General features: G+C 73.5%; 16 protein-coding genes. 9 read left to right on the top strand and 7 right to left on the bottom strand.

Going from position 1 to position 26,572, the window contains the following annotated elements; genetic code table 11:
* Positions 1-923: 923 nt before the first annotated feature.
* The 3 genes from JT723_RS32870 (at position 924) to JT723_RS32860 (ending at position 3,951) form a co-directional block, all read left to right on the top strand.
* Positions 924-2,129 carry an MFS transporter gene (locus tag JT723_RS32870; protein ID WP_240166568.1) on the top strand — a complete coding sequence of 402 codons (1,206 nt, stop codon included), beginning with the start codon at positions 924-926 and terminating at the stop codon, positions 2,127-2,129.
* Positions 2,130-2,415: 286 nt separating this feature from the next.
* Positions 2,416-3,174, top strand: coding sequence for a PLP-dependent aminotransferase family protein (locus JT723_RS32865; RefSeq protein ID WP_205048533.1), 759 nt, complete (start codon positions 2,416-2,418; stop codon positions 3,172-3,174).
* Between the two features lie 84 nt (positions 3,175-3,258).
* Positions 3,259-3,951, top strand: a complete 693-nt coding sequence (locus JT723_RS32860) for a gamma carbonic anhydrase family protein (protein ID WP_205048532.1) — start codon at positions 3,259-3,261, stop codon at positions 3,949-3,951.
* Between the two features lie 103 nt (positions 3,952-4,054).
* Here JT723_RS32860 and JT723_RS32855 read toward each other — a convergent pair whose 3' ends face one another.
* From JT723_RS32855 to JT723_RS32845, 3 genes are all read right to left on the bottom strand, one after another.
* On the bottom strand, positions 4,055-4,315 hold the full coding sequence (locus JT723_RS32855) for a hypothetical protein (RefSeq protein ID WP_205048531.1): 261 nt from the start codon (positions 4,313-4,315) through the stop codon (positions 4,055-4,057).
* Between the two features lie 454 nt (positions 4,316-4,769).
* A complete protein-coding gene (locus tag JT723_RS32850) occupies positions 4,770-6,155 on the bottom strand; it encodes a poly(ethylene terephthalate) hydrolase family protein (RefSeq protein WP_443608278.1) in 1,386 nt (461 codons plus the stop codon).
* Between the two features lie 623 nt (positions 6,156-6,778).
* Positions 6,779-7,078 (bottom strand): YciI family protein, encoded by a 300-nt coding sequence (locus JT723_RS32845; protein ID WP_205048529.1) that lies wholly within the window; start codon positions 7,076-7,078, stop codon positions 6,779-6,781.
* Between the two features lie 213 nt (positions 7,079-7,291).
* Here JT723_RS32845 and JT723_RS32840 point away from each other — a divergent pair, with 213 nt between their 5' ends.
* Entirely contained in the window at positions 7,292-8,314 is a 1,023-nt protein-coding gene (locus tag JT723_RS32840) for an RNA polymerase subunit sigma-70 (RefSeq protein ID WP_205048528.1), read from the top strand.
* Between the two features lie 165 nt (positions 8,315-8,479).
* Positions 8,480-11,674, top strand: coding sequence for a discoidin domain-containing protein (locus tag JT723_RS32835; RefSeq protein WP_205048527.1), 3,195 nt, complete (start codon positions 8,480-8,482; stop codon positions 11,672-11,674).
* Positions 11,675-11,732: 58 nt separating this feature from the next.
* Here JT723_RS32835 and JT723_RS32830 read toward each other — a convergent pair whose 3' ends face one another.
* Positions 11,733-13,505, bottom strand: a complete 1,773-nt coding sequence (locus JT723_RS32830; RefSeq protein ID WP_205048526.1) for an MOSC and FAD-binding oxidoreductase domain-containing protein — start codon at positions 13,503-13,505, stop codon at positions 11,733-11,735.
* Positions 13,506-13,810: 305 nt separating this feature from the next.
* Here JT723_RS32830 and JT723_RS32825 point away from each other — a divergent pair, with 305 nt between their 5' ends.
* Entirely contained in the window at positions 13,811-14,668 is an 858-nt protein-coding gene (locus JT723_RS32825; protein ID WP_205048538.1) for an aldo/keto reductase, read from the top strand.
* Positions 14,669-14,699: 31 nt separating this feature from the next.
* Here the strand turns inward: JT723_RS32825 and JT723_RS32820 are convergent, their stop codons facing one another.
* Both JT723_RS32820 and JT723_RS32815 read right to left on the bottom strand, forming a co-directional pair.
* Entirely contained in the window at positions 14,700-15,341 is a 642-nt protein-coding gene (locus JT723_RS32820) for an MmyB family transcriptional regulator (RefSeq protein ID WP_205048525.1), read from the bottom strand.
* A gap of 317 nt (positions 15,342-15,658) precedes the next feature.
* Positions 15,659-16,402 (bottom strand): maleylpyruvate isomerase family mycothiol-dependent enzyme, encoded by a 744-nt coding sequence (locus tag JT723_RS32815; RefSeq protein WP_205048524.1) that lies wholly within the window; start codon positions 16,400-16,402, stop codon positions 15,659-15,661.
* Positions 16,403-16,562: 160 nt separating this feature from the next.
* Between JT723_RS32815 and JT723_RS35625 the strand changes: the two genes are divergently transcribed.
* Both JT723_RS35625 and JT723_RS32805 read left to right on the top strand, forming a co-directional pair.
* On the top strand, positions 16,563-17,774 hold the full coding sequence (locus tag JT723_RS35625; protein ID WP_205048523.1) for a phage tail sheath family protein: 1,212 nt from the start codon (positions 16,563-16,565) through the stop codon (positions 17,772-17,774).
* Between the two features lie 47 nt (positions 17,775-17,821).
* Complete coding sequence (locus JT723_RS32805; protein WP_251513117.1) at positions 17,822-18,700, top strand: aminoglycoside phosphotransferase family protein; 879 nt, start codon at positions 17,822-17,824, stop codon at positions 18,698-18,700.
* 213 nt (positions 18,701-18,913) lie between these two features.
* Here the strand turns inward: JT723_RS32805 and JT723_RS32800 are convergent, their stop codons facing one another.
* Positions 18,914-22,516, bottom strand: a complete 3,603-nt coding sequence (locus JT723_RS32800; protein WP_205048522.1) for a HEAT repeat domain-containing protein — start codon at positions 22,514-22,516, stop codon at positions 18,914-18,916.
* A 193-nt stretch (positions 22,517-22,709) separates the two neighbouring features.
* Here JT723_RS32800 and JT723_RS32795 point away from each other — a divergent pair, with 193 nt between their 5' ends.
* A complete protein-coding gene (locus JT723_RS32795; protein ID WP_251513115.1) occupies positions 22,710-26,549 on the top strand; it encodes a S8 family serine peptidase in 3,840 nt (1,279 codons plus the stop codon).
* Positions 26,550-26,572 lie beyond the last annotated feature (23 nt).

Here is a 26,572-nt window from a genome sequence, read left to right as displayed (position 1 = left end):
CATACAGGTCCTAGGCCAGCCACCCGGTTGAGAGCCAGCCGGGTGGCCGTCGATCGGAGGGGCGGACGCGACGTGGTGCGTGCGCCCGACAGAGGACAGGCCTGAGGGAGTGGGGCGAGACCGTCCCCGTCCCTTCATGCCAGCCCTGGCTCTCGCGGCGGAGCCTGTGGCCTCGGCCAACAGCGGGCCGTCGAGGCACGACAGCCCGAGCGTGCCGGTCGGTCGAAGCGCCTGAACCGCGCGGCCACTGAGCGCGTTGTTGCAGGGCTGCACGAGCAGGCCACGGGAACCGAACTCACGATCAAGCTTCGGGGCCCCAGAAGCCGGCCCTCAAACAGCGCGAGCTGCTGTCTGCGTGCAGCGCCGGGAGCATCTGCCGCGCAGCTGCGACTAGCCTGCCCCGCGGGGCGCTTCGGGGGCCGGCGCGGGCTCAGTACTCGCCGTGGGGCTCGAACGGCGACGGCGCGGTGAGCGCCATCGACTTCCGCCTCCCTTTTTTGCCGCGCATGCTGCTGCGGGCCGCTTGCACGCAGACCGATGTCCCGGCCTGATGAGCGGCACCCCGGCAGGCCCGGAGACACCGCAGCGGTGGCGGCATCGTGTTCGGCCCGCCCGCACCCGCCGCAGGCCTCACCTTCAACGGCCTGGTCGTCCCGGCCGCCGCCGGCCGGTTCCACCCGGCCTGGGCAATGACCGCCGTGGCCTGTCGGTCACCACCGTCTTCGCCAACTCCATCGGCGCCCGGCCCACACCCTGCTGTTCGCCGCCATCAGCAGCGTTGGCCGGCGAGCCACTGAACAGTGAGCCGGCCAGCGCGCCGGGTCTCGCCTGCCACTGAAATCTCCAGCGCCACCAGGTCCGGGCGCGTCCGTCCGCCCCGGCCGGGCTGGGCCGATCGATACGAAGGAACCCGCGTGTCCTGCATGACTCCCGCCCACGCGTCCGAGCCCGAAGCGTCCGTCGGTTCGAGTCAGCACCGCGGCCTGCTGGCCCTTCTGACCGCCGCCGCGTTTCTGATTTTCGCGCAGGCGTTCATGATCGCGCCGATCCTGCCGCAGCTCGCCCGGGCCTTCCACACCACACCCGAGACCGTCGGCCTGGCCGTCCCCGCGTACCTGGTGCCCTACGGGGCGATGACCCTGGTATGGGGGCCGCTGTCCGACCGCATCGGCCGCCGCGCGATCATCCTCACCTCATTGGCCGCCTTCACCGTCCTGACCGCAGCCACCGCCCTCGCCGACAGCACCGCAGCGTTCCTCGGCCTGCGGCTGGCCACCGCGCTCGGCGCCAGCGGCGTGGTGCCCATCTCCCTGGCCCTGATCGGGGACGTCTTTCCCTACGCCCGGCGCGGGAAGGCGCTGGGCTGGCTGTTCGGCGGCATGGCCGGCGGCACCGCGGTCGGCTCCAGCGCCGGCGCCCTGGCCGAGCCCGCCATCGGCTGGCCCGGCCTGTTCCTGGCCGCCGCCGGCGGCGCCCTCCTGCTGGCCGTGGCCTTGGCCGCCCGCGTCCTGCCCAGCACGCCTCGACCCGCCACGTTCCCGCCGCTGGCCGCGGTCGCCGTCGGCTACCGGCGCCTGCTGCACACCGCTCGCGGCCGGCGCACCTACCCCTACGTGCTTCTCAACGCGATGCTGCACTCCGGCATCTACACCTGGCTCGGGCTGTATCTGATCCAGCGGTTCGCGCTCGGCCCGGTCGGCGTCGGGCTCGCGCTGCTCGGTTACGGCATCCCCGGCCTTCTGCTCGGCCCAGTCATCGGCCACCTGGCCGACCGCTACGGCCGCGCCCGCATCATCCCCGCCGGCGTGGCCCTGGCCGCCGCATGCGCGCTGCTGCTGGCCACCGACTCGCCCCTCCCCGCCGTCGTGGTGATCATCACCGCGCTGTCGCTCGGCTACGACATGACCCAGCCGCCCCTGGGCGGCATTGTCACCGACCTGCCCGGCCCCCGCGGCCAGGCCATGGGCCTGAACGTCTTCGCCCTCTTCACCGGCTTTGGCCTGGGAAGCCTCGCCTTCCAGTCCCTGCTCACGGCCGGGTTCACCGTCGCGCTCACTGCCTTCGGCGCCACCGCATTGCTCGCCGCCGGCCTCGCCGTCCCCCTCTTCCGCGCCGAACGGGCGGGCTGAGCGCGTGCGGACGCGTCCGTGTCGACGACCGCGCCCTGAAGGCCGCGCGCGACGCGGGCGCCTCGGACGCCGAGATCGGCGAGGCCGTCGCCTGGCCCTGAAACTGACGAACCACTTCTACATCCTCGCCAAGGTCGACAACGACTGGCCCGTGGTCACGCCGCGCTCCGCGGTCTGACCCGCACCCGCCCCGCCGGCCTGGCCCCACCCCCCGACCGGGGCCAGGCTGGCGGCCCCCTCGCCCGCCGGTCGGCGACACCCCCGACCGCCCGTGGAAGGAAAAACGATGACAGACCCGGCGCGTAGCACCCCGGTGGGCTTCCACGACGGCGAGCTGGACGTCCAGCTTCAGGCAGGCGTAGCCATGGACGCAGCACGGCTCTCCGGCATGGGCGCGGGCCTGCTGTGCCGCGACGCCGGAGTTCCCCTCGTGCTCGACGTGTGCCAGTCGCTGGGGCACGTGGACGTCACAGGCGTGGGCGCGTCCGTGTACGTGGGGACATCACGCAAATGGCTGGCCGGTCCGAGAGGCGTGGGGTTCGTCATCTCGCCGGGCCTGGCCGCCGGCGAGGGAACGGACGTGGCGGCACCTTCGATCCAGTCGCACACCTGGGGTCGCCCGGCGGGCTCCCCAGTGGCGGGGGCCGCCCGCTTCGAGACCTCCGAGGCGTCCGTCGCCTCCCGGGTCGGCCTGGCCTGCGCGGTCCTGGAACACCTCGGCGCGCAACCGGCCCTGGCGAGCCGGCGCCTGGCCGCGATGGGCCGGAGGATCCGGCACACCCTGCACGGCCTCGGCGGATGGACATGCGTGGAGCCCGCGGACGAGCCCACCGCGATCGTCACCCTCCGCCCCCCGCCCGGCCAGGACCCTGCCGACGCCGTCGAACAGGCGGTGCGCACCGCGAAGTCGTGGGGCCTTACGCTCGGCGCCATTCCCACACGTCGCGCGCCCGACGACATGTCCACCCCCGTGCTCCGGGTGTCCCCGCCGCTGGGGGCGAGCGAAGCGGAGATCACGCGCCTGGCGGAGGTGCTGGATGTGTGAGGGCGCGGTCCGGCACAGGTCCCGGCGGACGCGACGTCGGAAAACCGCCAGCACCTTCGTGGCCGGTCGGGCGAGGATGCGCTCATGACCGCTGAGACACAGGGAATCCGCATCCGGCATCGCGGGCATGAACCGCAGGTCCACCCCACCGCCTATGTCGCCCCGACTGCCACGCTGGTCAGTGATGTCCGCGTGGGGCCGGGGGCGCGGGTGATGTACGGTGCGGTGCTCGACGCCGAGGGGTCGCGGATCGAGGTGGGGGAGAAGGCGGTGATCTGCGAGAACGCGGTGCTGCGCGGGTCCGCGGTCGCCGGCGACCAGCCGGTGCTCGTCGGCGACCACGTCTTCGTGGGGCCGCACGCCACGCTGCTGGGCTGCGAGGTCGGCAGGTGCGTCTATGTGGCGACCGCGGCGACGGTTCTGCAGCGCGCACGGCTGGGGGCCGGCTCGGTTGTCGCCGTCGGCGCGCTCGTCCACGCGAGCACCGTCCTGCCGGACGAGTACTTCGTGCCGCCGCACACCGTGGCGCTCGACGCGCCGGTGCGGCTGCTGGCCCCCGGCGATCCGGGCTTGGCCGAGGCCATCAGCCGGGTGGGCTTCGCACGGGTGGCGTTCGGCGTCGACGCGGAGTGGACCGACCGGATCAGCCGGTATGAGCAGACAGCCGAGGTGCGCGTCGCCGAGTTCGGCACGCACGCGGACGACGAGGTTCTGGACCTCGGCCGGCGCATCATCAGTGACCCGGGTTCGGGACGTGATCCGAGCCGGCGCGGCTAGGCCGTGTTTTGGAAGTCCCGCCTGCCCCGCGACGCCTGGCACGCACGCTCGCTGCGTTGCGGGCCCGCCCTGTGGGCGGACGGCGCTACTTCCAAAACACGGTCTAGACGAACAAGGGGCAATCCTGGTTCAGGGACCCGTCCAGGCGCCGGGCACGTAAGAAGCGGGTGAGCCAGCGGTCCGGGCCGGTGCGGACGGCTATCTCGGTGGCGATCGTGAAGCGGCCGGTCAGCCGGGTGCCGGCCGGGTGCTGCACGATCGCCTCCAGGCCGAGGACGTCGCCGGCCAGTTCGTGCTGCTCCGTGGCGCGCAGTGCCCAGGCGGCCTCGACGGTGCCGGTCCCCGATCCGTATACGTGGGGCACCTGCCGGTTGACCGCACGTTCGACCACCGTTTCGCGGGCGAGCCGGGCGGTAAGGCCCAAGCCTGCTGCGGGGCCGGTGCCGCGCACGCCGTCCGAGCCTGGCCGGCGGTGTTCTCCGCGGCCTCGTACACCTCCTGGCAGTACAGCAGCATCGTCTCGGCGGCGCGGAACCTGCCCAGTTCCTTGAGCGGAACGTATGTGCGAAAGTGCGCGGTGGCGATCGCGCCGGGCGGCGCCGTCCACTCGGCATTTCCGGGTGTGAGGGTCACTGCGGTGCGGGTTCGGAGCCTTTGCGTCCCGGCCCGGGAGTGCGGCGGCGCAGGGTGCGGGGAGCTGAGTGTTCGTTGGGCAGGTCGTTCACGGAGCGCGGACGCCACCGCGCCAACGGCGGGAGGAGCCCCGGCCGGTCCGGGGCCGGGGTCCTCCGACGCGTTCGGCGGCGCTTATGTCGTCGCTACTGCAGAGCCCATTGCTGGTTGGACCCGCCGTTGCAGGTCCACAGTTCGACCAGGGCTCCGTTCGCGGTGGACGCGCCGGTCACGTCCAGGCACAGCCCGGACTGCGCCCCGGTGATCGTGCCGTTCGCGTTCACCCTCCACTGCTGGTTCGACCCGCCGTTGCACGGCCAGACCTGCACCCGCGTACCCGGGCTGACGCCCGCTCCGGCGGCGTCCAGGCACATGGTCGTACCACCGGTGGACACCGTCAGCTGGCCGGAGGAGGTACGCGTCCACACCTGGCCCGTGCCGCCGTCGCAGGTGGAGATGTCCGTCTGCGTGCCTGCTGCCGGGTCGGCGCCCGGCACGGTCAGGCACTTGCCCGCGCCCACGGCGTGGACCGACTGGCCTCCGGGTGGCGGTGTCGTCCCGCCGGTGGGCACGTAGGGGCACTTCGGCTGGTAGGCAGAGATGCCGGAGGGATCCGGCAGAGCCGGGCAGAGGAACTGTGTGTAGCGGGTGTCGCTGTCCACGAACACCTTCAGCCACGGGATGAGCAGCTTCATCTCCACGTTGTTGGGACGGGTGTAGTACACGTGGTCGGCTCCGGCGATCTGCGCGAAACCGCTCTGCGTGCCGGCCGGCAGCGTGGCGTACAGGCCGCTGAGATACGACGGGGTGACGACCGTGTCGTTCTGGCCGCCGACGACCAGGGTCGGCACCGTGTCGGTGGCCATGCTCAGTCCGTTGCCGGGAAAACCCGGGGCGAGGCCGATCATCGCCTTCAGCGCCGGCCGGCGTTCCGCCGCGATGATCGCGCCGGCCCCGCCCGCGGAGTGCCCCAGCACGGACAGTCGGTTCGGGTCGATCTCCGCCCTGACCGGGCTCTGCGTGGTCAACCAGTCCAGCCCCGCCAGCAGTTCGGACGCCCGGGTGCCGGCGTCGTCGGTGCGGGTGTTGGTCTCGACGCAGATCACCGCGAAGCCGAAGGAGGAGAGCCACGGGCCCATCCAGGCCTCCTCGTCGGCGCACAGTGCCGTGTAGCCCGGCACGATCGCCAACGCCCCCCACGTACCCAGGCTGGTGTCCGTCGGGTAGTAGACGACCCCACCGTTGAACCCGTTGCCCGGCGCCACGCTCATCTGCGCAGTGGCGAACGGGCCGCGTGACGCCTCGATGGCGGCCACGGTGGGATCAGGGCCCCGCTGGTAGGGGTTGCCCTGTGCGGCCTGCGGCGCGGCTGCTTCCGGCGCCGGCCTGGCTGAGGCAGGCGACCCTACGGACAACGCTGCGACCGCCGCCGCGACCGCCGTCACCGCGGCCACGGCCGCCCGAAGCCTCCAGGACCGCGGCCCCGCAGCCCCGCTGCCGGCGTCGGTCTCTCTGCGCGCCGACCTTGACATCCGCATGCTGAACCTCCCGAAGAAGATGGCGAGGACAATCTGTGTGAGCGCTAACAGGAAGGATTGCGCGGCTGTCGTGTGGTCAAGTGATGGGATGTATAGCGCACCATCCTTCCCGCGAGGGTGAAGGTGCCACAGTGGTGTGCGGCACATCAAGGGCTAGTTCTCATATGGCGTGGAATCAGTCGAGGCTGTCGCGTAGTCGTTTCGCCCCGGTGGAGATCCCATGTCGTACCCCGGCCGTTCGGCGGCGCGGACCGGCTACGGGTGCGGTGCCCCGTCGGCCGACCGCCGAAGTCGGACATCTGGGTTGCTGTGCATGTGCCGTCGGTCGCAGTCGATGTCCTCGGGGTGGCCGGTCGCGTGGCCCCGTCCGCATGCGTGAACTACGCGGCCGTGCCGGGTTGGGAGTTCAGAGACACCCGTTCAGGTGGGCTGAAGGCCGTGGGCTTCGCGTACGGGGCTCCGGCGACCGGGGGCCGGGAGTGGTGGCGCGAGCACCTGGACCCGGCCCCGGCCAAGAGCCGGACGTTATCGTTCTCGGAGATGGCCGTCCGCACCGGGTGGCGCAGTATCGGTGCCGGGAAGCGCCTCGCCGCCGCTCAAAACGGTCATGGCGCCGTTCACGATCCGGCGACTTCCATGGCGGGACCGACCTCGACCCCGCCGCCGACCCGCAGCGCCGGGCAGTCCTTGGCCAGCGCCAGTGCGGAGTCCATGTCGTCCGCCGACACCACGGAGTAGCCGACCATTCGCGAGCCGCTGCCGCCGACCTCGCCGAGCGAGGCGTAGCCGGTCACCGCGTTGCCGACGTCCACCAGGGCCGAGCCCAGCTCGCCGAACCATGCCCGCCACTGGGCCGGCGTCCCGGCGTCGGGCCGGTAGTCGGAGGGCACGCGGAAGGAGAAGACGTAGTTGGCCATGATCTGTGGTCCTGTTCCGTGTCCGGGGCGCGCCCCGGGCCGGGACCGCCTCCGTTCGGGTAGACGGCGGGGGACCGGCGCATTGGGCGTGCGGGAACCGCCCAATTCGCCGGTGCGGCGGCGTCAGTACGTGCGGACAGGGCTTTCGGGACGAGACGTCCGGGCAGGCGGCGAGCTGACAGCTCCCGGCGGAGACCAGCAGAGCGAGGATGCATGGAGACATCGGACCTGATCGCCAGAGCCAGTGCCGGCGACCACCACGCGTTCCGTGAACTGGTCGAAGTGCACTCCCACGAACTGCAGGTGCACTGCTACCGCATCCTCGGATCGCTGCAGGACGCCGAGGACGCGCTCCAGGAGGCCCTGGTGTCCGCCTGGCGCAACCTGGGCACGTTCGGCCAACGCTCCTCGTTGCGCACCTGGTTGTACCAGATCGCGACCAACCGCTGCCTGAGCATGCTCCGCGCGGACCGCCGGCGGCCGCGCAGCGCGACCCCGCTCCCCGACCTGACCCTGCCCGAGCCGACCGGCGTCAGCGACGCACCGCCGTGGCTCGACCCCTATCCCGACGTGCTGCTGGACCACCTCGTCGACCAGGCGCCCGGTCCTGAGACCCGCTACGAGACGACCGAGGCGATCTCGCTCGCGTTCGTCACCGCCCTGCAGCTGCTGCCGCCGCGGCAGCGCGCCGTCCTCGTACTGCGCGACGTGCTCGGCTACCGCGCGGGCGAGGTGGCCGCGATGCTGGACGCCACCCGGGAGTCGGTTCACAGCGCCCTCAAGCGGGCACGGGCCACGATCGACAGCCACCTGGCGGACTCCGGCAGCGAAAGGCCCGTGCGCCGGCCGGACACCACGGCCGAACGCCACCTGGTGTCCCAGCTGACCGACGCCCTCGAACGCGCCGACCTCCCGGCCCTGGTGGGGCTGCTCTCCGAGGACGTACGGCTCTCCATGCCGCCCGCGATGCTGGAGTACCGGGGCATCGACGCGGCCCAGCAGTTCTTCGCAGCCGTCACCCTCCGCCCCGGTCGGTCCTACCGGGTGGTCCCGACCCGCGCCAACGGCCACCCGGCCCTCGCCACCTACGTGGCCGATCCCCATACAGGTGCCTTCCGCGCCTACGGACTGCTCGTCGTCACCGTCGCGGACGACCGCATCGCCTCGGTCACCGGTTTCGGCGCGAGTGTGCTGCCGCGCTTCGGCCTGCCCCGGACGCTCCCGGGAGCGGACTGAGCGGCCACCCTCCATGGGCGAGCACGGAGAGCCTGCCGGTCCGCCCCAGGACCCAGTGCCGCCCGCGGCCCGCGGCGGCTCCCCGTCGCGCCGGATGCGGTCCGGCCATTGACGTGGGCGGATGCAGGGCGAAGAATCGGCTCCGCGGTTTGACAACGTTGTCGGATGCAGAGTCCTGGAGGAACACCCGTGTCGTACGACTCCGCCGATCTCAGCAGGCGCCGTTTCACCCAACTCGCCGGTGTGACGGTCCTGCTGGCGGGCGCACCCATCGCGCTCGGCGCCGCGAAGGCCCACGCCGACCCGGCGCACCACCCGGCAGGCGGCGGTGCGGCAGCCCCGGACCCGGTGGCCGACGCCTACTACCAGGCCCTGCTGACGCACACCCGCTGGGCGGAGACCCAGTGGGACAGCGCGAAGGGGCACTACACCGCCTCGGACTTCGGCTTCGCGGTGGTCCTCGGCAACGCCGTGCTGCTGACCCGCGGCACCTACGACGCGGACCTGGCCGGGGTGGACCGGGACACGCTGCTGTCCCACACCCTCGACAGCATCACGCACTTCGCCGCCTCCAACCGCCTCACCGGCGGGACGGAGTGGGGGAGGACCCTGTTCTTCGACACCACCTTCCAGCTGTACTTCGTGCTCGCCGCACGGCTGCTGTGGGACCACCTGGACGCTGCCACCCGGCAGAACGTCGACACGCTCGTGCGCGAACAGGCCGCCTACACGCACGCCTTGGGCACCGCGGCCGACCCCGCCTCCGGCAGCTGGACCACCAACGGGCTCAAGGGCGGCTTCGTCGGCGACACCAAGCTGGAGGAGATGGGCGTCTACGCGCAGTCGCTGGCCCCCGCGCTGGCCTGGGCCGCCGACGATCCGCGCCACGCCGACTGGAACGCCGACTTCGGGATGTGGAGCCGCAACGAGACCGGGCTGCCCGCCGCCGACCTTGCCAACCCGACGCTCGTCGACGGGGTACCGGTCAGCGCCAACACCGCCCAGAACCTGTACGACACCTTCATCGTGGAGAACCACCTCTCCTTCGGGCCGCACTACCAGGAGGAGTTGTGGCGTACCTCCGGCCGCAACGCCATCCACTTCATCACCGCGGGCCGCCCGCTGCCGCAGGTGCTCACCGCGCAGCCCAACGCCGGACCGCTGTGGCGCACCCTGCTGATGGTGATGAGCGACGCGGGCGAGCCGCTCATGCCGATGGTCAACGACCGCGAGCACCTCTACGGCCGCGACGTCATCCCGCTGGCCTTCCTCGCCCAGGTCACCGGTGACCGCGCCGCCGCGTGGGCGGAGGCCGCGATGGCCGCCCGGCTCGCGCCGTACCAGGCCTACCCGCCCCTCTACCGGCTGGCGAAGTTCTCCGGCGAGCCCAAGTACGAACCCGAGGCCCGTGCGGAAGTGGCGATCAGCTACCTGCTGCACGAGTGGCGTGCCGCCCACGGCGGCGTGGTCACGCCCCTGTCCGCCACGGAACTGTTCGACCGGGCCAGCGGCGTCAAGGACTTCGGCACCGGACCCGGACTGGTCGCCCACCAGACACCGGCCGCGTGGGCTGCGGCGGTCAGCAAGCCCGGCTTCGTGAAGTTCGCCTGGCAACCGGCCCACGACGACTGGCTGTTCGCGCTCAGCGGCGGCACGGCGATGTTCCTGCCGTCCACCGCGGCCAAGGTGACGGGCCGGGCGGTCACCACCTACCACCAGGTGCGGGACGGGATCGACGCGAGCGCGACGCTGCTGACGCTCGGCTCCGGCTTCGCCGGCTTCACCACCCTGCCGTCCGGCGCCGTGGTCTACGCGACCAGCGGCACCGCCGACGGCGAAGGACAGCTGCAGGTGCAGAACCTGACGATGCCCGGGCTGAGCGGGCTCGACGGCAGCCGTACGTACACCGCCGCCGACGCGACGGCCACGGTCGCCTCGCAGGACAGCGGGAAGGCCGGGACCACCGCGGGGCCAGGCCCGCGCGTCGACCGGGTCGACGTTCCCGGCGCCTCCTACCGGTACGTCCGGATGCTCGGGATCAGCGGTCATCCGACCTACGGCTACTCGCTCTACGCCTTCGAGGTCCACGACGGCGCCGACGGCCCCGACCTGGCCCTGGGCGCGACCGCCACCGCCTCGTCCGCCGACACCGGCAAGGGCGCCGCGCTGGCCGTGGACGGCGACGCCACGACCCGCTGGGCGGTCGCGAAGGGCGACCGCGGCCGCAAGGACAGCTGGATAGCGGTCGACCTCGGCCAAGCCGTGTCCTTCGACCGGGTCGTCCTGAGCTGGGAGGTCGCGGCCGGTCAGGCCTACCGGGTGCAAGGATCAGCCGACGGCCTGGCCTGGACCGACCTGGCGCGCTTCCCCGAGGCGGACCTGACCAGCAGCGGAGGGTGGCTGTCGGTCGACGGCCGCGCCGGTCTTGTGGTGCGCGGCGGCGCCCACCCCCTGTCCGTCTACGGCGACCTGGTGATCCTCTCCGACGGCCCGGCCGCACCGCTCCTGGTGGAGGGGCTGCCCACGGGCGCACCCGCCGCGGTCAGGGCCGCGGCGGCGCTGCCCGCCCCGACGACCGGGTCCGCGGTGGTCCGCGCCAGCACGGCGGGCGGCCACCTGAGCCTGTTCAACCTCTCGGGCGCCGCCGTCTCCGCCACCGTGTCGGTGCCGCAGGACCGCGCGGCCGTGACGCTCTACGCCGGGAAGCAGACGGTCACCGCGGCCGGCACCGACTACGCGGCCCAGTTGCCGGCTGCCACCGCGCGGGTCGCACCCGCCCGCTTCACCCTGCGGGCGAAAGGCTCCGGCGGGGTGCCGGTGGGCACCACCGCCGAAGTGGTCGACGCGGCGACGCTGAGGGTGCGCGGCCCGCGCTCGCAGCTGCTCGTGACCGCGCCGGACGGCGGGCGCGCGGTCGTCCCCGTCCGCCCCGGCCGGACCACCGAGGTGACGGTGCGCGGTGCGACGCCGTATCCGCTGGCGGACGCGGCACTGGGCTGTGCGACCTTCCCCACCGGCCCCCTGCCCGACGGGATGTCCGATCCGGCGGCGGCCGTCGACGGCGATCCGTCGACCGCGTGGCGGCCGGGTGCGGACCACGCCCGCATGGTGGTGGACCTCGGTGCCGCCACCGCCTTGCGGGAGGTCCGCGCCGAGTGGACCGGCGGCCGGGTCCCCGCGGCGACGGTCGAGTTCAGCACCGACGGCCTGACCTACACACCGGCCGGGTCCCTGCGGGCGCGCGGCCTCAGCGGCAGCCTCGACACCACCGCCACCGCGCGATACGTCGCGCTGGCCGTCTCGGGCTGGGACCGCGGACAGGCCTCCCTGACATCGCTGTCGGTGACCCCGGCGCAGTAGTAGCGGCGGCGCCGGTGCGCCCGAGGCAGGTGCCGCCGGTCGCCTCGTCCTGGGCCTGCTACAGGTCCAGGACGATCCCGTCGGCGGGTTTCGAGCAGCAGATGAGGATGTTGCCGTCGGCGGGGGGCTCGACCGGGTCGGGCGAGTAGTCCACCGAACCGGACATGAGGGCGAGTTCGCAGGTGTGGCAGACACCGGTGCGGCAGGACCACTGGACGGGGACGTCGCAGGCCTCGGCGAGTTCGAGCAGGGAGTCCTGGGCGTCGTTCCAGGGGACGTCGAGGCCGCTGCGGGCGAAGGACACCATCGGGCCGGTGCCGGCCGGGCCCGCGGGCTGGTGGGGCGCGGGCGCGGCCTTGTCGCCCTTGATCCCGGGGGTGAGGGAGGCTCCCGCGCCGAACATCTCGGTGTGGACGCGTGCCGCGTCCAGGCCCGAGTCGACGAGCGCGGCGGTGACGCTGTCCATGAATCCCGTGGGTCCGCACAGGTAGGCGTCGGCGTCGGTCGGCAGCCCGAGGGCGGCGATACGGTCGGCCGACAGGCGGCTTGCCTGCTCGTAGTCGACGCCGAGACGGTCGGTGGGCGCCGGGCTGCTGTAGAAGACGGTCGAGCGCCCGTGGGGGAGTGCCGCGACCAGATCGCGGCTTTCCCGCGCGAAGGGGTGCTCGGTGCTGTTGCGGGCGCCGTGCAGCCACCACACCTGACGGGTGGAGCGGTCGCGGGTGAGGGCGTGCAGCATGGCCAGGACAGGGGTGACCCCGATGCCGGCCGACAGCAGGACCACCGGGTTGTCGCCGTCGGCCAGGCAGAAGGTGCCGCGCGGCGCGGCGGCCTCCAGACGGTCGCCGACACGGATGTGCGCGTGCAGTTCGTTGCTGGCGGCGCCGTGGGGTTCGACCTTCACGCTGATGCGGTACGTGCCGGCGCCCGGCTCGCCGGACAGCGAGTAGCTGCGGATCAGCGGGGGAGCGTCCCCCGCCGGCTGGACCTTCACGGTGAGGAACTGGCCCGGCAGCGCGGGCGGCAGGTCGGCGCCGTCATCGGCCGCCAGGTGCAGCGAGAAAACGCTGCGGCTCTCGGCCTGGATACCGGTGACGGTCAGCGGGCGGAAGCCCCGCCAGCCGGGCGGCGGGGCGGTGGCCGCCGTGTTGAGCCCGGCGCTGCCCGAGGCCCCGGCGGCCTCGCCGTCGCCCTGGTCCAGCAGGGTGCGCATGGAGACCTGCCAGCCGGGGCTGAGCGCGGGGATCCGCAGGGCGCGCTCGACCTGCTCGCGGGTGTGCCCGGGCAGGTAGAGCACCCGGTCGATCTCCTCGACCGTCATCGCCTCGGGCCCGCCGGCCGTCTTGACGATCTCCTGGCCCGCCTCGACCTCCCCTTCCTCGATCACCCGCAGGTAGAAGCCTGGGCGGTGGTGCGCGACCAGCAGCGCCGCCATCTGCGGCTCGCCCATCCGCAGGCCCACCCGGTAGCAGGTCACCCGCGGCTGCGTGACCTCGAAGAGCGCGCCGCCGATGCGGTAGCGGTCACCGATGCAGACCTCGTCGTCGGGCAGGCCGTCGACGGTGAAGTTCTCCCCGAAGTGGCCCGGTGCGAGATCGTCGCGGCCCAGTTCCTGCGCCCAGTGGCGGTAGGAGCCGAGCTGGTAGACCAGCACCGCCCGCTGCTCACCGCCGTGCCCGCCCAGGTCGCCCTGGCCGTCGCCGTCGATGTTCAGCCTCCGCACCATCCGCGGCCCGGTCACGGTCTGCTTGTACACCCCGGTGTGCACGGTCCTGCCGTGCCAGGGGACGTCCTTGGGCATCCCGACGTTCACCGCTGTCAGTGTGGCCACCACGCCACCTTCCTCACGGGCGGGGTCCGGGCCGGCGAACCCATCGGCCCCCTGGGCGGTCGCCTGCCTCGTGCCGTCCTTGAGCACCCGGCTGGTCCGTTCACGCCCTCCCGCTCATGCTAGGTGCGGCCTCGCCCGCCTGCACGCCGACCACCGGGGGGCGACTATGCGGTGCAGCTTCTGAATCCGTTCGGTTTCTTCTGTTGGACGGCTCGCGGAGCCCGGCGGGATGCTGGTCCACGGCAGCCGGCAGTGCACCGGGCTGCCGGACAGCAGCACAGGAGACGAGAAGAGCCGTGAACCCCATGCAGACCCGCCGTATCGGAACCGCCCACGTCAGTGCCATCGGCCTGGGCGGTATGCCCATGTCGATCGAGGGCCGACCCGACGAAGCGCGCTCCGTCGCCACCATCCACGCAGCTCTCGACGCGGGTGTCACGTTCATCGACACCGCCGACGCGTACCACCTGCACGCCGACGAGGTGGGCCACAACGAGACCCTGATCGCCAAGGCCCTCGCCTCCCACCCGGCCGGCGGCGACGTGCTGGTCGCCACCAAGGGCGGGCATCTGCGACCCGGCGACGGGAGCTGGACCCAGGACGGCCGGCCCGAGTACGTCAAGCAGGCGTGCGAGGCGTCGCTGAAGCGGCTGGGGGTGGAGGCCATCGGGCTCTACCAGTTCCACCGTCCCGACCCGCGGGTCCCCTTTGCCGAGTCGGTCGGCGCCCTGGCGGAACTCCTCGACGAGGGCAAGATCCGCATGGCGGGCATCTCCAACGCCGACCCCGCCCAGATCCGCCAGGCCGGCGAGATCCTCGGCGGCCGGCTGGTGTCGGTGCAGAACCAGTTCTCGCCCGCCTTCCGCAGCAGCGACCCCGAGCTCGCGCTGTGCGACGAACTCGGCATCGCGTTCCTGCCCTGGAGCCCCTTCGGCGGCATCACCAGGGCCGGGGACCTCGGCTCGCGGTTCGCGCCCTTCGTCGAGGTGGCAGCCGAGCACGGTGTCAGCCCGCACCAGGTGTGCCTGGCCTGGATGCTCGCGCTGTCCCCGGTCGTCGTCCCGATCCCCGGCGCCAGCCGCCCGCAGAGCATCGAGGACTCAGCGAAAGCGGCCGAACTCACCCTGACCGGCGACCAGATCGCCCGCCTGAGCGCCGCCTGACCCGCACGGGTTCCAGACCGGCACGGACGGCTCATCGGCGTGCGCGCAGCAAACGTGCCTGCTGCCGGGTCTCGTCGTCCATCGGGAAGAAGCACTCGATGCGCAGCTCCTGCAGCGTGACGTCCTGCGGTGTCCCGAGCGTCGTCACCGTGGAGAAGAAGCCGAACCGGCGGTCACCGTGCACGTACCGGATCGGCACGATCGGCAGCGTCGGCCTGGCAGCGTCGAGCGACCGCAAGGCGGCCGGGACCCCGGGATAGTCCAGCACCTCGTCGAGGATCCGGTGGGCGCGCTCGTCGGTGAGGCCGCCGACCGCCTCCCGGCGCACGCGCCGGACGAGCGCTTCGGCGACCTCCGGCCAGTTCGCGACGTGCCGGCGCACGCCGTCGGGGTGGAACATCCGGCGCAGGACGTTCGCCGGCCCGGGAACCGTCCTGGCCTGCCCGTCCTGGAGGAGAGCGAAGAAGCCGCGAGCGGCGGCGTTGGTGTGCAGGATGTCCCAGCTCCGGTCCATCACCAGGGCCGGGAAGGGCTCCTGCTGCCGCAGGATGGTCTCGAGCGCGCCGCGGACGGCGGCGAGCGACGGCGCGTCCAGCTCGGATGCCGGGTATTCGGGCGCGAACCCGGCCTTGAGCAGCAGGGTGTTGCGTTCCCGCAAGGGCACGTCGAGCACGTCGTCGAGCCGGCCCGCTTGCCGATGAAGGCGCGGGTGAGCGCCGACAGCGCGGCCACCCACCGCCCCGCAGCCAGTCGCACCGCGGCCAGTGCGGTGCCGCCGCCCTGCGCACGCCACAGCAGCGCGCCGGTGTCGGTGTCCCAGCGGCACACGCCGTGCGGGCCGTCGCCGGTCGAGAGCAGCAGGATCTCGCCCCGTGGATCGCAGGCCACGAGCACCGGCCCGGCCGCGCCCTCGTGGGCGCGGGCAATACGCAGGCTGCTCCGGCTGACCGCTGACATGTCATCCCCTCGTTCGGGCATGGCGTCCGGGCGTCAGATGACGGCCGAGGTCTCCCGCCACAGCGTGGCGAGGGCGGTGTCGCCGGTGAGTGTCGCCGCGTCGAGGGGGAGGCGGTTCCACAGGACGAGGTAGAGGGTCTGGGCCGGGCCGGTCAGTTCGCAGTCGGCCGGGCCGTCCGCGGAGCGCTCGGTGGACGGGGGCGCGTCGGCGCAGATCCGTACCGTCCAGGCGGCGTCCGCGTCGCTCGGCCGGACGCGCAGGGTGCGCGGCTGCTCGGCGCGCACCCTGCTGCGGGAGCGGGCGTGGAAGCCGGTCAGCAGCTCGTCGATGCCGTCGGCCGCGAAGTCCGGGTCGATGGGGGAGAGGTCGCCGCCCCGCGCCGACTCGGCGTCCACCCGGTGGACCGCGGTCTCGTGCGCCTGGCGCCGCGTCCAGAACGCCACCGGGGACGCCGCGGGCAGGAAGGCCCAGCAGTCCGTGTCGGGGCCGGCCGCCCGCAGCGTACGGACGAGGTCGCCGTGCCCGTCCAGGAACCAGGGCAGCAGCGCCGGACCGGTCGGCCGCTCGGGCACCGGATCCTCCGGTACGGGACCGGGCAGCCGCTCACCCACGATGCGGGCGGCCCAGCGGTGGACGGTAGCGGTGTGCCGGACCAGTTCGCCGGTCGTCCAGCCGGGGCAGGTCGGGACGGGGGACTGCTCGCCCGCCTTCGCGGCGGCGTCCGCGAGCAGTCCGCCCTCCCGCTCCAGGTGGGCGGTGTAGTCGATCGTGCGCATGCGGCGGATTCTCCCCCGCCGCCGCCCCCGGCGTCACCTGCCGCCTGCCCACCGGTCGCGGCCGCGGCCCAGCAGGGCCTGGCGCAGGCCCGGTTGACAGCGGCACGCGGGGAAAACCAGGGTGGGGCCGTCCGGCCGACGACTTCTTCCGGGAGAGCATGTGCCCACCTATCTGCGCCCCGGGGTGTACCTGGAGGAGGACGCCTCCACGGCGGGGCCTGCGCCCGCGGTGCGGCAGCGGGCGCCCTCGCTCGACGAGGACGCGGGCGGGCAGCCGGCGGCGCGGTGGGTGCCGGAGCACACGCATACCGCCTTCGTGGGTTTCACGCCTTCCGGACCGTTCGACACGCCGACCTGGATCCACAGCTGGTCCCAGTTCCGGGCGACCTTCGACTCCTTCGGCGAGGGGGCGCTGGCCCTGTCCGTGTACGGATTCTTCTCCAACGGCGGGCAGTCCTGCGTCGTGGTGCGGGTGCCGTCCGATGCGGAGCGCGTGGTGGAGGCCTTCGTCGGGGACTACGCGAGCCGTACCGGGATCGCGGGGCTCGACACGCTCGACGACGTGTCGCTCGTCTGCGCACCGGATGTGATGCTCGCCTACCAGCAGGGGCTGCTGGACATGGACCAGGCCAGGAACATCCAGCTCGCGCTGATCGCGCACTGCGAGATGCGCGGCGACCGGATCGCGATCGTGGACTGCCCACCCGGGCTCGACGCGCAGGGGGTAAGGACCTGGCGGACGGACGAAACCGGCTACGACAGCTCCTACGCGGTGCTGTACTACCCGTGGATCAGGGTCTACGAGCCCAGCACGGGACGCTTCCGCCACCTGCCTCCCAGCGGGCACATCGCGGGGGTGTACGCCCAGGTGGACCTGATGCGCGGCTTCCACCACACACCGGCCAACCAGACCGTTCTGGGCGCCGTCGACGTCGAGACGGTGCTCACCTCGGGAGAGCAGGACATCCTGAACCCGATCGGGATCAACTCGATCATCCCGTCGGCCGCCCGCGGGGTCGTGCTGTGGGGGAGCCGCACCCTGAGCAGCGACCCGGCGTGGCGGTACATCTACCGGCGGCGCCTGGTCACCTTCGTGCTGCGCAACATCCGCGTGGGGACGCAGTGGGCGATCTTCGAGCGCAAGGACGACCCGGCTCTGCCGCGACGCATCGCCCACCACATCAGGAACTTCCTGTACGTGCTGTGGCGGGCCGGCGCGCTCAGGGGAGAGACGCCGGAGGAGGCCTTCTGGGTGGCCTTCGACGACAACCCGGAGTACACCGACGCAGGTCTGCTGTATTTCAACTGCAACGTCACCGTGGAACGCGACCTCCCCCTCGACTTCCGGCTGGCCTACTTCTGCGACAGCTGAGCAGGTGTGCGCGACGCGCCTGCACGGCGCGGCCGTAGGGTTTCGGCGTGACAGGTCAGCGAATGCCGGCAGCGGAGTTCCCGGTCTCCGCGGAGTTGGTGCGGAATCTGCTCGGCGAGCAGCACCCCGACCTCGCGGACCTGCCGATCGAGGTGCTGGCCAACGGCTGGGACAACCTTGTGTGCCGGCTCGGCGGGGAACTCCTCGTCCGGTTGCCGCGGCGTGCCGTGGCCGCCGAACTGCTCGCGCACGAGCAGCGGTGGCTGCCGGAGCTGGCGGGACGCCTGCCGCTGCCTGTGCCGGCGCCGGTGCGTATCGGGCGGCCGACGGCACAGTACCCGTGGTCCTGGAGCGTCGTGCCCTTCCTCCCGGGCCGGATCGCGGCGCGCGCGGAGCCCTACGACCACTGGTCGGCCGCGGCGGCGCTCGGCGGTTTCCTGCACGCGCTGCATGTCCCGGCACCCCCGCAGGCGCCCGTCAACGCATTCCGCGGGATCCCGCTGGCCGGACGCACCGAAGGCGTCCTGAGCGGGCTGGCGCAGGTCGATGCGGCCGACCGCGCCACCGCTGCGCGGGTGTGGCGGGCGGCTGCCGCTGCGCCGGCCTGGGAAGGGCCGCCGGTGTGGCTGCACGGGGACCTGCACCCGGCCAACATCCTCGTCGACCGGGGGCGGATCAGCGCCGTGATCGACTTCGGTGACATCACGTCCGGCGATCCCGCGGCGGATCTGTCCGTCGCCTGGATGCTGTTCACGACCGGGCAGCGTGCGGCCTTTCGGCGGGCGTACGCCAGTGCCGACGACGCGACCTGGGGGCGGGCCCGCGGGTGGGCACTTGTCCTGTCGCTGGTGTTCCTCACGCACTCGGCGGACAACCCGCTGATGCGCGGCATCGGCGAGCGGGCCTTCCGCGCGGTGCTGGACTAGGCCGTGTTTTGGAAGTCCCGCCTGCCCCGCGACGCCTGGCACGCACGCTCGCTGCGTTGTCGGAGTCGTCCGAATAGGCCCACTACGAGGACGACCCTCCGCCTTGCGATCGCACGCACCAGGCGCCGCGGGGCCCGCCCTGTGGGCGGACGGCGCTACTTCCAAAACACGGCCTAGCGGCAGAGCACGCCGGCTGCGCGGACCGGGAAGCCGTCAGGTCCGGGCCGGTGTGACGCCCAGTTCGGTGAGGCCGAAGAGTGCCGCCGGTGTCGCGATCGCCCGCAGGGCCTCGACGGCCGGGGCCTGCGCCGGAGTTGCGGCGTCGGCGGCGATGCTCAGCAGGCCGGGCGCCGCGGCGGCGCCGATCCGGACGGCGGCCCGTACCGCCGCCTGGCGGGTCGGCGTCGCGGGAGCCGCCAGAGCCCGCCACACCACGGGCAGCGCGTGCTCGCCGAAGCGGGCCAGCGCGTCGGCGGCGGCGTCCCGGCAGGCCGGTTCCGGGTCGCCCAGCAGGCGTTCGAGTGCGGGCAGCGCCCGGTGCGGGTGGGGTGCGCCGAGCGGCCAGGAGGTCTGCCGCTCCTCGGCTCCGATCCAGCCCAGCGTCCGGGCCGCCGCGGAGCGGGCGAGCGGGGCGGGGCTGTCGAGCCGTTCGATCAGGCCTGGCACCGCCGCCGAGCCGATCCCCGCCAGCGTGCGGGCGGCGGCCTCCCGCGCCGGCCGGTCGGGGTCGGGCAGCAGCTCCAGCAGCCCGGGCACCGCGGGCTCGCCCCAGGTGACCAGTACGTCCCGCACGCGGTCGCGCACCGCCTCGTGGTCCGAGCGCAGCCAGGACACCAGCGCGGGGTCGGTGCACCTGCCCAGCGCGGCGGACACCATCGGCGTACCCGGTGCCCGCGCCGAAAGGGCGTCGAGCAGCGGCTGCGTCGAGGAGGCGCTGAGTTCGGCGATCGCGTCGGCGACCGCCCACCGCACGTCGTGGTCGGGGTCGGCCAGTGCGCCGAGCATCGCCGGTACGGCCGGCACGGCGCCCACCTTCGCGAGGGCGTACGCGGCTCCCGCGCGCACCGCGGGCTCGGTGTCCTCCAGCGCGGCGAGCAGCGGCCCCGCAGCGCTGCCGTCGCCGATCGCGGCGAGGATGTCGCACACGCGCCAGCGCACATCGGCGTCGTCGTCGGCGAGCAGTGGGACCAGCCGGGGTACGGCGGTGGTGCCGAGTGCCGCGAGTGCGGCGGCCGCGTTGACGCGCTTGTCGGTGTCCGGGCCGGTCAGGCCGTCGAGCAGCGGCTCGACGGCGCGCTCGCCGATGGCCAGCAGGGCGCGCCTGGCCGACTCCGTGGCCTCGCTGTCGGTGCGGCTCGCCGCCAGCAGGTGCGGCACCGCGTCCGGTCCGAAGGCGCCGAGGGCGCCGGCCGCCAGCCAGCGGACGTCGGCCGCCTCGTCGGTCACCGCGGAGCCGAGCAGGTCCCGCGCGTCCGCACCGCCGAGTGCGCCCAGCGCGCCGACGGCCGCCGACCGCACCCTGGCGTCCTCGTCGCGCAGGGCCGGGGCCAACTCCCGCACGGCCCTGGGCACGTTGATCCGGCGCAGCGCGCCGACCGCCGCGAGCCGGGCGTCAGGACCGCCCCGGCCCAGCACCGCGACGAGGCCGTCGACCGCCGGTTCGCCGAGCCTGCCCAGTACGGTGGCGGCGGCGTCCCGCACCACGGGCGAGGGGTCCTCCACCATCTCCAGCAGGCCCGGCACGGTCGCCGGGCCGATGGTGACCAGCCGGTCCATCGCGTTCTGCCGCCGGTATCCCTCGACGGCCGCGTCGCGCAGCACGGGGAAGAGCCGTTCGTGCTCGGGCTCGACGAACGCCGCGGTGGCGGCGTCGAGTTCCGCACCGAGGCGCTGCACCATCGCGTACACCGGCTCCAGCCGCTCGTGCGGCCAGCGGAAGGCCTCGTCCCTGCCGTGCTCGGCCCACTCCGCCGCCGCGGCGGTGACCTTGTGTTCGAGCAGCAGGTCGTCCCTGACCGCCTGGACCCAGTCGGCCAGCCGCCGCCAGCTGCCGAAAAGCGCCTCGTGGGCGACGTAGACGACGGGCTGGTCGGCCTCGTCCTTGCTCTGCACGAGCAGCCGGGCCTGGGTGAAGACCTCGATGAGCCGGCGCGCGGGCCGGCCGCCGGTGATCTGTGCGAGCCGGGGCCTCCTGCGGGTGGAGCGGCCGTTCTCGTCGACCCGGACCAGTTCGCGGAAGACCCGGGAGAAGGCCGCGCGTGCCCGGTCGTCCAGCAGGCCGGTGAAGACGTTCTCGGCGCGGGTGCCGATCGCGCCCTGCACACCGCCCAGCCGCTCGTACGCCGTCAGGTCCAGCAGACCGTCGCGCCGCCCGTCCCGGTGGACGCCGGCCCGGTAGAGCTCGTCGAGGGTGTACGCCAGCAGTGGCAGCGCGTCCGGGTCGGCGCCGGTGTCGCGGACGATCCGGCCGGCCAGGCCCTCCTCGAAGCGCAGGTCGGCCCGCTCGGCGGGCCGCGCGATCATGTCGTACAGGGTGTCGGTCGGTGCGCCGAGCGGCAGTTGGCCGGCCTCCAGCAGCCTGGCCAGCTGCGGCACTTCGAGGCAGCGGTGGTAGAAGTCCGCCCGCAAGGTGACCACGACATGGCAGCGGCCGGACAGCGCCGCCGCCTCGACCAGCTGCACCCACAGCCGCACCCTCGCGGGTTCGACCGTGGTGAACAGCTCCTCGAACTGGTCCACGAACATCAGCGAGGTGCCGGCCGGCAGGTACTCCACGACCGCGCCGGGCTCGGCGGCAAGGCGCTGTGCCACCGCCGCCGCGTTGGCTCCCGTCAGCGGCGCGAGGCGGGCCGCGACGGCGAGGAAGGGGTCGTCGCCGACCTCGCCGGGGGTGAACCGCAGGCCCGACCAGCGCCTGCCGTCCCCGTCGTACGCCGGCAGCGCCCACCCCGATCCGCTCTCCCGCAGCCGGGCGATCAGCCCGGCACCGACCAGCGAGGACTTCCCAGACCCGCTCGCGCCGACCACCGCGACAAAGCCGCTGGCGGCCACCCGCGCGACGAGTTCGTCGGTCTCCCTGCCCCGGCCGAAGAAGATCGGCGCGTCCACCGGCGTGAAGGCGCGTAGCCCGGGGAAGGGCGAGCCCTCCCAGGCCGGGGCCATGTCCGCGCGCGGCAGCAGGGCGGTGGCGGGCGGCGCCGCGGTGACGAGGTCGTGCACGAGCGACTTGAGGTCGTGCTCGAACTCGACCCGCAGTCCCTCGGGCGAGGCGTACTTCTTGTGGCCGCCCAGGGCCGCACCGGTCCGCTTGTCGCGCATCCGCGCGAAGAAGTCGTCCACCAGCCGCTTCTGGGCCAGCAGTTGGTCCACGTCACCGGCGTCGGAGTCGAGCAGCACCTTGGAGGTGCGGCGGTAGACCAGCACCTTCGGCCGGCCGCCGGCCCGGGCGCCGCGCACGGCGTCCTCGTACTCCCACTCCGTCCCCGACCGGTAGGGTCCGCCGTCCGGCCTGGTGTACTCGGGGAAGGGCAGCGGGGTCCCCATCCGCGACCACAGCACCACCACCACGATGTCGCACTCCGACGGCCGCGGCAGCCCCCGGTTGACCGACGCCTGCGGCGTCTCGGTGGCCATCATCGGCGCCCCGCCGCCCGGCTGGTCCCACGCCACCACCTCGAAGGTCACCCGCCCGCGCACGAACGGGTCGTACTGCACCTGCTCGACCACCGACCGGACGACCGCCCGCTCCCCGGCAACGTCACCGGGCGAGGACAGGAACACCCTCAAGTGGATCGGCATGTCCCCCCGCGCGCTCATGCCCCGACGGTAATCCGCCTCCGCCTCCCGGCGCAGCGGGATCGAGACCCTGCCGCCCCCGACCGCCTGCCGCCCGGCCCCGGCAGGCTTCCGTCATGGCGGTGAACCGTCAGCCGGAAGCGTTCAGTTGGCATGCTCGTGCCCGAAGAATGTGCTGCGTTCCGCGTTCCACGCACCGTATGGAGGGCATCACGTGAGATCTCCGACCCGGCGCCGGCGGCTGCTGACCGCCATGGGCACCGTCCTTGCGGCGATAGCGGCGACCCCGTCGATCGCGCAGGCCACGACACCGCCGGCCGGCACCCCGGCCACCCCCGCCCCGAGGACGCAAGGAGCGCCGGCGGGCGCCGTCGCCGGGACGGTCACGCTGGTGACCGGCGACCGGGTCACCGTCACCGCGCTCGCCGACGGGCGGGCCGCGGCCACCGTCGAACGCCCCGCGAACCTCACCGGCGGGGTGCAGACCAGGACCGTCGGCAAGGACCTGTACGTCTACCCGTCAGAGGCGCTGCCCTACGTGGCCGCAGGCGTCCTGGACCAGCGGCTCTTCGACGTCACCGCGCTGATCGCCGACGGCTACGACGACGCGCACAGCGCAGCGCTGCCGCTGATCGTGCAGTACGCCGACACCGGCGCCCGCAGCGCACCCGCCGTCCCGCGCGGCCTGTCCCCCCGGCTCGACCTGCCCGCCGTGCACGGCAAGGCGGTCACCGAGCAGCGTGCGGGGGCGGCAGGGTTCTGGCAGCAGGTCACCCCGCCGGCCGCGCTGACGCGCGCCAAGGCCGCGGCGGCCGGGCAGCAGGGCGTGCCCGGGAGCAAGGCGCAGCCGCGTACCGCGGCCGGCAGCGCCGTCTTCGGCGCGGGCATCAGCCACATCTGGCTCGACGGCAAGGTCAAGGCGACCCTCGCCGACAGCACCGCCCAGATCGGCGCCCCCGCGGTGTGGCAGTCGGGCACCGACGGCAAGGGCGTGGACGTCGCGATCCTCGACAGCGGCATCGACGCGCAACACCCGGACCTGGCAGGGCAGATCGCCTCCTCGCAGAGCTTCGTGCCCGGCGAGGACACCACCGACCGCCTCGGGCACGGCACCCACACCGCCTCCACCATCGCCGGCACCGGCGCCGCCTCGGACGGCAAGGAGAAGGGCGTCGCGCCCGGTTCGCGGCTGCTGGTCGGCAAGGTGCTGGGCGACGACGGCTTCGGCGACGAGTCGTGGATCATCGCCGGCATGCAGTGGGCGGCCCAGACCCAGCACGCCAGGGTCGTCAGCATGAGCCTGGGCTCCACCGAGGTCAGCGACGGCACCGACCCGATGAGCCAGGCCGTCGACGACCTCAGCGCCTCCACCGGCGCCCTGTTCGTCATCGCCGCCGGCAACACCGGGCCGGGCGGCATCGGTTCACCCGGCGCGGCCACCTCCGCCCTGACCGTCGGCGCCGTCGACTCCGCCGACCAGCTCGCGTACTTCTCCAGCTGGGGGCCGCGTTCGGGCGACGGCGGGCTCAAGCCCGAGATCACCGCGCCCGGCGTGGACATCCTGGCCGCCCGCTCGAAGGACTCCGCCGAGGGCGAGGGCCCGTACATCACGATGAGCGGTACGTCGATGGCGACCCCGCATGTCGCCGGCGCCGCCGCCCTGGTGGCACAGGCGCACCCGGGGTGGACCGGGCAGCAGATCAAGGACGCCCTGGTCAGCACCGCGCACGCAACCCCCGGCATTCCCGTCACGCAGGGCGGCAGCGGCCGGCTCGACGTGCAGGCCGCGGTGCTGGGCACGGTGCACGCCTCGGCGACCGCGTGGGCCGGCTTCTACCCGTGGCCGCACACCGCCGACGCACCCGCGACCAGGACCGTCACCTACACCAACGACGGTGCGAAGGACGCCACCTTGGACCTGGCGGCCGCGGCCACCGACGCCGCCGGGGCCGACGCGTCCGCCGCCTTCACCCTGTCCGCACCGCAGGTCACCGTGCCCGCGGGCGGCACCGCACAGGTCACCGTGACCGCCGACCCGGACAAGGCGCCCTACGGCGTGAGCGACGGGCAGCTGACGGCGACCGCGGCCGACGGCACACTCGTCGCGCACACCCTGATCGGCCTGGACCGCGAGGAGGAGCGCTACAACCTGACCATCACCACCGCCGACCGCACCGGCGCGGCCGTCCCCGGCCTCGCGGTGGTCTACCGCACCGGCGACGAGGCGCCCTACCAGGTGGAGATCCCCGACAGCGGCCGGCTGACGATGCGGCTGCCCAAGGGCGAGTACTCGGTGCTGATGTACGCCGACCTGCCCGGCGCGGCAGGCCCCGACGACCTCGGGCTCGGCGTGCTGTCGGTGCCCCAGCTGCAGCTGGACGGCGACCGCACGGTGGCCCTCGACGCCCGCAAGGCGCACCGCGTCGCGGCGCTCACCCCGCAGCGCAGCGAGGACCAGCTGACCCGGGTGGAGTGGAACCGGGTCGCGGGCGATGCCGCCTTCAACGAGAACTTCCTGCTGCCCGTCGCCTACACCAGTGTGTGGGCGCAGTCCACGGCCGAGGTGACCGGCGGCAGCTTCGCCTTCGACACCCGCTGGCGCAAGACGGCCCCGCTGCTGACCGCCACCGCCAAGGCGTCGCACGGCAAGGCACCCCAGGTGTCGGGCCTGCTGGTGCAGGCCGGCTCCACCATGCTGCCGGCCGGGCGCAGCAAGCTCCCCGTCGTGTACGCCGGCGCGGGCACCGCGGCCGACTACCGGGGGCTGGACGCCAGGGGCAAGGCCGTCGTGGTCCGCTACGACCGGCAGGCCGACCCCGTCACGCAGGCGGCGACCGACACCGCGCAGGCTGCGGCCGCCGTCGCCGCCGGGGCCAGGCTTCTGCTCGTCGCGGGCGACACGCCCGGCCGGCTGTCGGCCTGGTACGGCTCGGCCGACTACGAGTCGTCCTCGCCCATCGAGGTGGCCTCGCTGCAGTCGGCGCAGGGCGCCGCGCTGATCGCCGCCGCCGCACGCCCCGGCCTGACCCTGGACGTGACCTCGACACCGGCCTCGCCCTTCGTCTACGACCTGGTCGAACGGCACGACGGCGCCGTGCCCGCCGCCGACCTGACCTACGCGCCCACGGCGCGCGACCTGGCCAGGATCGACTCCCGCTTCGCGGGCAAGGCCGCAGAGGCGGGGGACAACGGGCGGTACGACATGCAGGACTTCGACCGCTTCGGCGTCGGCTACCAGACCGTCCAGACGCTGGGCACCACCCGCACCGACTGGGTCACCCCCGGCGGGACGAAGTTCGGCTGGTACGAGGAGTCCTCGAACCCCGTGGTGGAGGAGCGCTCGCTGATCACCCACCCGGCCAGGGGCTCGGCCACCGCCGGCGACTGGTTCCTGCCGGTCTACCACCCGCGGCTCAACGACAGCCAGTCGATGCCCAACCGGCAGGGCGACTACTTCGTCCTGAACGTCCCCGGCTGGGGCGACTCCGGCCAGGGACACGACGGCTTCGACGTCAACCTGTGGGGTGAGGAGGACACCCTGCACGAGACCGTCACCCTCTACCAGGGCGACACCGACCTCGGTTCCACGCTCTACCAGCAGCTCGGCGCCGAAGCCCCCAGCAGTGATCCGCTGCCCTACCGGCTGGTCGCCGAGACCAGCCAGGACGGCGTCCTGCCCAGTTCGCCCCGCACCCGCACCGAATGGGGCTTCACCTCCGGCAGCGGCTACGTGGACCTGCCGCTGATCCAGCTGGACTACGGCGTCCCCACCGACCTGTCGGGCCGCGCCGAGCGCCGTTGCGCCCTGTCGCTGACCGCCTCCCACCTGCCCGGCGTCACCGGCGCCGGCACGATCGACGGAGCCACCCTCCAGGTGTCCTACGACGACGGCGCCACCTGGAGTGCGCTGCACCTGGCCCGGCACGGCGCGACCTGGACCGCGGCGGTCACGGCGCCCCGCTCGGCGGGGTATGCGTCGCTGCGCGCGACGGCGAAGGACGACGCGGGCAACACCGTCAGCCAGACGGTGCTGCGGGCGTACGCCCTGAAGTGAGCGGATGACGGGCCGCCGGCGGG

The organism is Actinacidiphila bryophytorum, from assembly GCF_016916835.1.
Classification (GTDB): Bacteria; Actinomycetota; Actinomycetes; order Streptomycetales; family Streptomycetaceae; genus Actinacidiphila; species Actinacidiphila bryophytorum.
This window is presented reverse-complemented; position numbering and strand designations above follow the sequence as displayed.

What these genes read in the sequence shown, in the direction of transcription:
- JT723_RS32835 (WP_205048527.1), top strand. Translation starts at nt 8,480, where the DNA reads ATGCAGAGTCCTGGAGGAACACCCGTGTCGTACGACTCCGCCGATCTC.
- JT723_RS32840 (WP_205048528.1), top strand. Translation starts at nt 7,292, where the DNA reads ATGGAGACATCGGACCTGATCGCCAGAGCCAGTGCCGGCGACCACCAC.
- JT723_RS32860 (WP_205048532.1), top strand. Translation starts at nt 3,259, where the DNA reads ATGACCGCTGAGACACAGGGAATCCGCATCCGGCATCGCGGGCATGAA.
- JT723_RS32850 (WP_443608278.1), bottom strand. Translation starts at nt 6,155, where the DNA reads ATGTCAAGGTCGGCGCGCAGAGAGACCGACGCCGGCAGCGGGGCTGCG.
- JT723_RS32865 (WP_205048533.1), top strand. Translation starts at nt 2,416, where the DNA reads ATGACAGACCCGGCGCGTAGCACCCCGGTGGGCTTCCACGACGGCGAG.
- JT723_RS32845 (WP_205048529.1), bottom strand. Translation starts at nt 7,078, where the DNA reads ATGGCCAACTACGTCTTCTCCTTCCGCGTGCCCTCCGACTACCGGCCC.
- JT723_RS32825 (WP_205048538.1), top strand. Translation starts at nt 13,811, where the DNA reads ATGCAGACCCGCCGTATCGGAACCGCCCACGTCAGTGCCATCGGCCTG.
- JT723_RS32815 (WP_205048524.1), bottom strand. Translation starts at nt 16,402, where the DNA reads ATGCGCACGATCGACTACACCGCCCACCTGGAGCGGGAGGGCGGACTG.
- JT723_RS32870 (WP_240166568.1), top strand. Translation starts at nt 924, where the DNA reads ATGACTCCCGCCCACGCGTCCGAGCCCGAAGCGTCCGTCGGTTCGAGT.
- JT723_RS32800 (WP_205048522.1), bottom strand. Translation starts at nt 22,516, where the DNA reads ATGAGCGCGCGGGGGGACATGCCGATCCACTTGAGGGTGTTCCTGTCC.